The organism is Microcystis sp. LEGE 00066 (assembly GCF_015207925.1).
GTDB lineage: Bacteria > Cyanobacteriota > Cyanobacteriia > Cyanobacteriales > Microcystaceae > Microcystis > Microcystis ichthyoblabe_A.
On record NZ_JADEVX010000180.1, the window covers coordinates 1 to 8,478 of the forward strand.

At 44.4% G+C, this 8,478-nt stretch carries 7 protein-coding genes and 1 pseudogene; 3 read left to right on the plus strand and 5 right to left on the minus strand.

Annotated elements, in window-relative coordinates:
* A pseudogene (locus tag IQ224_RS19155) lies at positions 1 to 104 on the plus strand (IS1 family transposase); the annotation flags it as partial.
* Here IQ224_RS19155 and IQ224_RS19160 read toward each other — a convergent pair.
* Together IQ224_RS19160 and speA are read right to left on the minus strand one after the other, a co-directional pair.
* Complete coding sequence (locus tag IQ224_RS19160) at positions 101 to 1,765, minus strand: PPC domain-containing protein (RefSeq protein ID WP_194033355.1); 1,665 nt, start codon at positions 1,763 to 1,765, stop codon at positions 101 to 103. The pseudogene IQ224_RS19155 and the gene IQ224_RS19160 overlap by 4 nt on opposite strands.
* A gap of 599 nt (positions 1,766 to 2,364) precedes the next feature.
* The gene (gene speA / locus IQ224_RS19165; protein ID WP_002748085.1) at positions 2,365 to 4,404 is read right to left on the minus strand and encodes a biosynthetic arginine decarboxylase; all 2,040 of its coding nucleotides are present in this window, start codon (positions 4,402 to 4,404) and stop codon (positions 2,365 to 2,367) included.
* Between the two features lie 140 nt (positions 4,405 to 4,544).
* Here speA and IQ224_RS19170 point away from each other — a divergent pair, with 140 nt between their 5' ends.
* Entirely contained in the window at positions 4,545 to 5,078 is a 534-nt protein-coding gene (locus IQ224_RS19170; protein WP_002737551.1) for a DUF4330 domain-containing protein, read from the plus strand.
* Positions 5,079 to 5,248: 170 nt separating this feature from the next.
* Complete coding sequence (gene recR / locus IQ224_RS19175) at positions 5,249 to 5,839, plus strand: recombination mediator RecR (protein ID WP_043999193.1); 591 nt, start codon at positions 5,249 to 5,251, stop codon at positions 5,837 to 5,839.
* Between the two features lie 244 nt (positions 5,840 to 6,083).
* Here recR and ctpB read toward each other — a convergent pair whose 3' ends face one another.
* The 3 genes from ctpB to IQ224_RS19190 all read right to left on the minus strand — a co-directional run bounded on the left by ctpB (position 6,084) and on the right by IQ224_RS19190 (position 8,362).
* On the minus strand, positions 6,084 to 7,409 hold the full coding sequence (ctpB, locus tag IQ224_RS19180; protein WP_002748078.1) for a carboxyl-terminal processing protease CtpB: 1,326 nt from the start codon (positions 7,407 to 7,409) through the stop codon (positions 6,084 to 6,086).
* 142 nt (positions 7,410 to 7,551) lie between these two features.
* Positions 7,552 to 7,971, minus strand: coding sequence for an NUDIX hydrolase (locus IQ224_RS19185; protein WP_004162051.1), 420 nt, complete (start codon positions 7,969 to 7,971; stop codon positions 7,552 to 7,554).
* 34 nt (positions 7,972 to 8,005) lie between these two features.
* Complete coding sequence (locus IQ224_RS19190) at positions 8,006 to 8,362, minus strand: four helix bundle protein (RefSeq protein WP_002748064.1); 357 nt, start codon at positions 8,360 to 8,362, stop codon at positions 8,006 to 8,008.
* Between the last annotated feature and the right edge of the window lie 116 nt (positions 8,363 to 8,478).

Consider the following 8,478-nt stretch of genomic DNA (forward strand, 5'->3'; position numbering starts at 1 on the left):
ATTCAATTCGATTACTAATTCACTACCTAAAATTTGAGGATGTTCCAGTTCCTTATTCAAATAACAGAAGTTATTTTCCTCTGAATGCTCGCCATTTTGCCTAATCATACCTTAATTCAGCAACGCCGTTATTTTGACCGACACCAAAGTTCCAGCCATAAACGTCATCGGTATAGCCATTTCCGTCGTCATCAATGCCATTACCGGCAATTTCCCCTGTATTGCGCCAAATATTATTGCTCAGGTCTTGGTGGGAAATGTCCACACCAGAATCAATTACAGCCACTGTAACACCTTGTCCTGTATAACCTCTTGCCCAAGCTTCGGGGGCGTTAACCATATCATTACCCCAGTTATTACCTCCCAAGTTAGGAACATTGGCAAAAGTGGGTTGATTAATTGCTTGAGCAACGGCAGCGGCAGCGTTAACTAAACCGTAACCATAGGTGGAGTTAAATCCAGTTCCACCACCGCCACTGGTAGCCGAAACAGCGAGATTATAGTTGGTATTGCCAGTATAGGGATAGACACGAATGTAGTAGGTGCCTGCACTCAACTGACGGGTAATGCTCTCAGAAGCCGTACCACCGTTAGTAGAGGAGGCAATGACAGAACCGCTACTATTTAACAGTTGCACGTCCGCGTCGGCGGTCATTCCGGTGAGACCAAGATTAAAGTTACCAGAATTAGCGAGGGAAAAACGATAGTAATCGTTGGTGTCGGTGCTTCCTACCCAATCGGTGTAACTGGTGGTGCTGGAACCGACGGTAATCGCTCTGGCAGTGGCGAGGGTATTGCCGGCTAGGTCAACAGGAGCGGCCGAAACAGCGAGATTATAGTTGGTATTGCCAGTATAGGGATAGACACGAATGTAGTAGGTGCCTGCACTCAACTGACGGGTAATGCTCTCAGAAGCCGTACCACCGTTAGTAGAGGAGGCAATGACAGAACCGCTACTATTTAACAGTTGCACGTCCGCGTCGGCGGTCATTCCGGTGAGACCAAGATTAAAGTTACCAGAATTAGCGAGGGAAAAACGATAGTAATCGTTGGTGTCGGTGCTTCCTACCCAATCGGTGTAACTGGTGGTGCTGGAACCGACGGTAATCGCTCTGGCAGTGGCGAGGGTATTGCCGGCTAGGTCAACAGGAGCGGCCGAAACAGCGAGATTATAGTTGGTATTGCCAGTATAGGGATAGACACGAATGTAGTAGGTGCCTGCACTCAACTGACGGGTAATGCTCTCAGAAGCCGTACCACCGTTAGTAGAGGAGGCAATGACAGAACCGCTACTATTTAACAGTTGCACGTCCGCGTCGGCGGTCATTCCGGTGAGACCAAGATTAAAGTTACCAGAATTAGCGAGGGAAAAACGATAGTAATCGTTGGTGTCGGTGCTTCCTACCCAATCGGTGTAACTGGTGGTGCTGGAACCGACGGTAATCGCTCTGGCAGTGGCGAGGGTATTGCCGGCTAGGTCAACAGAACTGAAAAGACCCGCAGAACTACTTTGACCTGTTAAAAAATCACCGCCGTTAGGCCAAGAGGAAAGGGATTCGGATGATTGCCAGCGATTTTTCAGTTCTAGCTGGTATTCTTCCAGAGAATTGCTTAAAAAGTCAGAATCCAGTCCCTGGAGACTTTTGCGGACAAAAGGGGTAATCAAGTCGGAGCGTCCCAAACCTGATCCCACGCCAAGGGTTGGTAACTGGAAGATATCATCTAAAACATTGCTGTCTGATAGGTTGAAACTTTGGTCAAGCATCTTTTTTATCCTTGAGTAAAGACTTTTAAGTAGGGAGGCAAAATTATTGGTAGGATGGGTTGGCGGTAGCGTAACATGAGCAGGAGTTGGGTTTCATTCTTCAACCGTTCGGCAAAAGCTCACGGCCGAAGTCCAACCTACGTTCATCCTATACTTAATTCCACCCACCCACTTACTCTATTCCATCATTAGTTGGAACCGAAATTCCGCACATTTTTATATATTTTTATATATTTTTACATCACCTTGATGAAAATCAATAATTGTAGCTATAATTTTTCCTGCCAATGGGTTGTAAGCAATGTATTAGTAATAATTATCAAATTATCAATTGAATGTTAAGAAATGCGGAATGTGGGTTGTAACCTATTTCCTGTAGCAAAAGTAGCAGGTAGCAAGTTATTGACACAAATCGCAAAGTATTTGTAACTAAATTTTTACGAAATAGATGTTGATGTCGCTTCCCTCCTGCGGGACGGCAAGAAAGGAGTGAGAAAATATATATAAATGTACTACCAGAGGTAGCATTAGCCCAAAATTCTGCGATCAATGCTTTAAAAAGGGAAAATGAGCTAAATTTCCCCCACAAGTAACCTCTATTAATCCCCACCCACTAGATAGGTATAACGTCGCAAACTGCGTTCATAATCCTGTAGTAGTAATTGGGATTCTTCCACAGTCATGCGATTTTCCTGCAAAGCTTGTTCACAACGAAGACGAATTCTTTCTAACAGGTCTTCCGCAGAATACTGCACATAACTTAATACTTCCGTGATCGTATCTCCTTTGACTAGATACTCGATATCGTACCCCTTGGGACTCATCTGAATATGTACCACGTTAGTATCGCCAAAAAGATTATGTAAATTGCCCATAATCTCTTGATAAGCACCCACCAAAAACATTCCTAGATAATAGGGTTCTGGAGAATGTTTCCCGTTTTTGTACTCCAACGGATGCAATTCTAAAACTGATTTTATGTCCCCGCGCAAATCGATAAACTGGGCAATTTTTCCATCACTATCACAGGTTAAATCGGCGAGAATTCCTCTTTGAGTCGGTTCTCGATCGAGACGATGGATCGGCATAATTGGAAATAGTTGATCGATCGCCCAACTATCGGGAACTGATTGAAAAACCGAGAGATTGGCATAATAAATTGAGGCCATAATTTGCTCTAAGTCTTCCAAGTCATCGGGAACATAATCCTCTTGTCGGGCCACTTGCAGAATTTTGTGACAACAAGCCCAGTACAATTGTTCGGCTCTAGCTCGTTCTTTGAGACTGAGATAACCGAAATTAAACAGACTAATCGCCTCCTCTTTGAACTGTCCCGCATCGTGATAAGCTTCCTGATAATTGCGCTCATCGATACCCGTGTAGGTTTCCCAGAGATTACGGAGGATCAGATGTTCTTTCCCATTGCAGGGATCGGGGGGATTTTGGGGAACCTCGCTACTTCCCAAGATATCAAAGACTAACACCGATTGATGAGAAGCGATCGCCCGGCCACTTTCACTGATGAGAATTGGGGGTGAAATCTGGGCATCTTCACAAGCTTCCTTGACCTCGGCCACGATATCATTAGCATAATTCTGCATATTGTAGTTTTTTGAGGCGTAGAAGTTAGTTTTTGAGCCATCGTAATCGACCCCCAAACCACCTCCCACATCAAGATAGGTCATATTTGCCCCTAATTTCGCTAGTTCCACATAGATCTGACTAGCTTCGCGAATGGCATCCTTAATAACGCTAATAGCGGAGATTTGCGACCCGATATGATAGTGCAGCAGTTGCAGACAATCTAACATCCCCGCTTGTTCTAATTCCGTCACCACCGTCAAGATTTCCGGAACAGTTAAACCGAATTTTGCCCGGTCTCCCGTGGAACATCCCCAACGGCCCACCCCTTTTGTCCCCAGTTTCGCGCGCACTCCCAAATGTGGGGCAATTCCTAACTGACGACTGACGCGCAGGGTTAAATATAATTCTTCCAATTGTTCGATGACAATCAAAGGCCGATGACCGAGACGAGTGGTCAATAGGGCAGTTTCCAGGTATTCTTTGTCCTTATAGCCGTTACAAATTAGCAAGGGTTGTGTTTTGTCATTTTTGCCGCTTAAGGCTGGTTCTAGGGTAGCTAAAGCAATCATTAGCTCAGGTTTTGAACCAGCCTCCAACCCAAATTGATAGGGTTTGCCAAAACGCACTAAAGACTCGACGATGTGACGGTGTTGATTGCACTTGATCGGATAGACACCGCGATAGACATTGGGATAATTATAACGGGCGATCGCTCGGCTAAAACAGGCATTCAGGCGCTCGATCCGATCCTCAAGGATGTCACTAAACCGAATTAGTAAGGGTAAACCGATATTTCGCCGCTTAATCGCCGAAACTAACTCGTATAAGTCCAAAGAACCGCCCCTTTCTCCCTGGGGCGAAACGGTAATATTTCCTGCGGCATTGATCGAGAAATAGGGTTCTCCCCAGCCTTGGATGCGATAGAGATTTTCGCTATCTTCGATCGACCAATGTTTAACGGGGGCAACTTTTTCGAGGTTGTTACCGTCAGAAGGGGTCAGATCGAGTGGAGATAATTGCTTTTCTTGTTTCTTAAGTTGAGTTTTACCCGCCATTGTCTATCGATCGCTCCGTGTGAGACTCCGATCTTCTATCTTAAGTCAGACTTCCTGTCTGCGACCAAGATTCCGATCGTGATAGAATTTACTCTCTAGGCTCGATCTCTAGGAATAGTCATCTATATAAATTCAAGGCTATGCAGTTATTAGACTCAAAAGGACGTTTATTCGGTAAATTTAGCTTGCTTGATATCGGAGCGGCCTTAGTAATTTTATTGACAATTATCGGTATTTTTGTTGTACCGGGGACAAGTGGTAAAAGTACGATCGCTCAAGTTACCAAAGAACCCATAGAAGTGGATGTTATTGTCCGGGGTTTAAGTGTTCTCAATCCCAATGCTTTGATCAATCAATTCAATACCGAGAAGAAAACTAATATTGTTATTCGTAATCAACCGGCTGGTCAAGTGGACATAAAAAATGTTAAACCTTTATCCAGAAATGTCTTAGTTCCGCAGCCGGATGGTAGTGTAAAAGTCCTACCCGATCCCCGCACGGAAAACTATTCTCAAGATATGATTATGACTCTCAGTGGTCAAGCGGAAGTTACCGATACTGGTGCGGTTGTGGGCGGTCAAAAGGTGAAAATTGGCACTTTAATCGAGTTAGAAGGAGATAATTATAATTTCAACACCAGTGTTATCGATGTCCGTTTACCAAAAAGGTCTTAATCAGTGAGCAGTGAGCAGTGAGCAGTGACCAGTAACCAGTAATCAGTGACCAGTAATCAGTGAAAAGACAGTAGGAAACTTCTATTTAACACTGCTCACTTGAAAACTCAAATCTGATAACTGATAACTTACCCACTGATAACTGATAACTGATAAGAGGATTAACTGCTATTTATACACCGCCTTTAGCTCGTTTGATCGAGCAGTTACAAAAATTACCCGGAGTCGGACCAAAAAGCGCCCAACGTCTGGCCCTGTATATTCTCAAACGACCAGAACAAGATGCGATCGAATTGGCCCAGGCGATCGTAGCAGCGAAAAAACAAGTAGGATTATGTCAGGTTTGTTTCCATCTTTCGGCCGAACCGATTTGTGAAATTTGCCGCAATCCTAACCGGGAAACGGGGACTATCTGTGTGGTAGCTGACTCCAGAGATGTGATTGCTTTGGAGAAAACTAGGGAATATTCGGGCAAATATCACGTTTTGGGCGGTGTTATCTCACCTATGGATGGCATTGGACCGGATCAATTAAATATACAGTCTTTAGTCACCAGAGTCAGCCAGAAAAAAATTCAGGAAGTTATCTTAGCTATCAGTCCCAGTGTCGAAGGGGAAACCACGACTTTGTATATCGGGGGTTTACTGAAACCCTTCACTAAAGTTACCCGTATCGCTTTTGGGTTGCCCATGGGCGGCGATCTGGAATACGCTGATGAAGTAACTTTAGCGAGAGCTTTAGAAGGTCGTCGGGAATTGTAGAGCAGGGTGTGAGGTTTTGATCAGTTGACTTTTTGGCGAATAATCGAGTATTTGTATCCGAAGATACAGTTTTATACTTCGTCTTATGCTTAGTTGCAGAATTTGTAGCTGCAGAAATCTTTGGGGGGGGGATCACGAGCAACTGCACGGGAGCGAGAGAGAGCGCTGTTAAATGCTTTAAAGGCTGTTCTAGAATCGCCATTTCGCCGAAACAGTCGCCGTTTCCCCAGATTTCCCAGGACAATTATTCGGCCCGACTACTCAAAGGGTTATTGAGATTGCCAGTGCCTGGACGTTTAACACTATGGGATTGTAACAGCGAGATCGCCTGTTGATACTGGGGATCATCCTTAGTTCCCAGCAAAGAAGGATCATCGCGGAAGCGCAGCTGTTGTTCTTGGGTTAACTCGATCTGCACATCGGGTTTAATGCCTTTTTTGTAGATATTTTCGCCGTTGGGGGGATAATAACGAGCAATTGTCACCGCTAAACCGGAACCATCGGAGAGGGTGTGTACCGATTGGACGGTACTCTTGCCATAAGTCGATGTACCTACTAAAGTCGCCCGGCCATTTTCTTTTAGCGCTCCAGCGAGGATTTCGCTGGCACTCGCTGAACCTTTATTAACCAAGACTACTAGGGGTAAATCGGTAATAGCGGTGTTATTGGCGATAAATTGACGATCTCCGCCCCGTCGATCGATGGTGCTAACGATTTTGCCCTGTTTCATCCACATACGAGCGATATCGACACTAGCAAATAGTAACCCGCCGGGGTTGCCCCGCAGATCGAGAACATAGCCGGATACCTGTTGTTGACTTAATTCCTCGATCGCCTCTTTCATTTGTTCGGCTGCGTGGGAACTAAATTCATCCAGTTTAATATAACCAACTTTCACCCCACCTTCCTGTTTAAGGGTATAGCTAACGGAGGGGATTTCGATATCTACCCGGGTCAAAGTCACTTCAAATACCCCTTGATCGGGACGGGCAAGCTGTAAACTAACGCTAGTACCCACTTCTCCCTGTAGTGCCTCCATTGCCTGTTCTAGGGTCATTAAAGCGGTGGGTTTGCCATTAATTCTAATCAGGCGATCACCGCTTTTCACTCCCGCTTCCTTGGCGGGGGATTTTTTCACCGTATCGACAACGACCAGATCGCTAGTGCGTTTATCGAGAGCTAAACGTACCCCAATTCCCGATAATTCCCCGGAAGTTTGACTAGTGAGGACAGAAAATTCCCTAGGAGTTAAAAAACGGGTATAACTATCACCCAATTCCTTTAAAGCTTCACGGATTGCCGTGTAAGCTTGTTGGGGATTAGTATAATTTCTGCTTAACAATTCTTGACGTTTTTTTTGCCAATCAATTTGATGAAAACCACGATCTACAAATTCATTATTAACAATTTGCCAAACCTGGTCGATGACTGCTTTCGGGTTATCTTCTAAGGGTTTTTCCCCTTTGGCTGCGGGGGTAAGGACCATCAGGGAACTAACTGCTAGGGTAGCGATCGCACCTCCAGATAGGAGTTTCTGCACGGAAACGAACGAGGGACGCGACTGGTTCATAAAGACAAAGCCAAAATAAGATTGACGTTTCAATAAAGCCATTCAAAAAGCGGGAGCATTTTGCCTTCGAGGGAGGTGAGGAGCAGTGTTAACTACGACTTTCGTATAGATAAGGGAGTTCCTTGTCTGGCTCTAGTATCCACTATAATTCTAGTTCTATAAAATCGAGCAATATCTGGCGATGAATTTTTCCTAAAGGACGAGTCTGATTAATCTTCTGGGAATAGTATTCCCCTTGACGGATGGCAGCCGGAGGTAATAATGCTAAATCTTGCCCTTCCGTTTGCACTAATTTTTCTAATCCCAGGGTCAGGGGTACATGATAAAGATAACGAGAGAGATTATCGTCGTTATAAGAGCGAAAATAGCGTAAACTAGGGGCTTCGTAGTTAATTTCTTCTTGTAACTCTCGTTTTAACCCTATTTCTGGACTTTCACCCGCTTCCAAGTGACCACCAAATAAACCCCACACCCCCGGATAGAGAATCGTCGGGATGTCGTCGCGCAACTGCATCAAAAAACGACCGTCCTGTTCCAAAATCGCCAAAGCAACGAATATCATCAGTTATCAGTTATCAGTTATCAGTTATCAGTTATCAGTTTTTGGTATTTTCTTGGCAGTTTTTTAGAATAGCCCAAAGCATTTTACCAATTTCCTCTGCGTCATCATTGATACTTTGAAAGGCTCTTTCCTCTATGTAATTCGTGTCTTTCAATAGAGACAGCCAATACTTTGTTTCTAGACATTCCTTATAAGCTATTGACATTTTAGCTCGAAAATCAGCTTGAGAAATGGCTCCATTAGCCTCGGCAATGTTAGCCCCGATTGAAGTGCCACTCCTTAATAGCTGTTTTGACAAAATATATTCTTGTTTAGTCTCACACAAATATTTATAGCCTTTAACAATCCTAATGGCAAATTTATAAGCTTTGTCATAAACTTTACTCTCCATCTGTTTGCCCCGCTACTGATTACTGATTACTGATTACTGTTTTTCGCCCTGTTTATGGGGTAAAAAGAAAGCATCGAGGGGATCTGGGACGGGTTTAACCACTGCTGGGGGTTTGG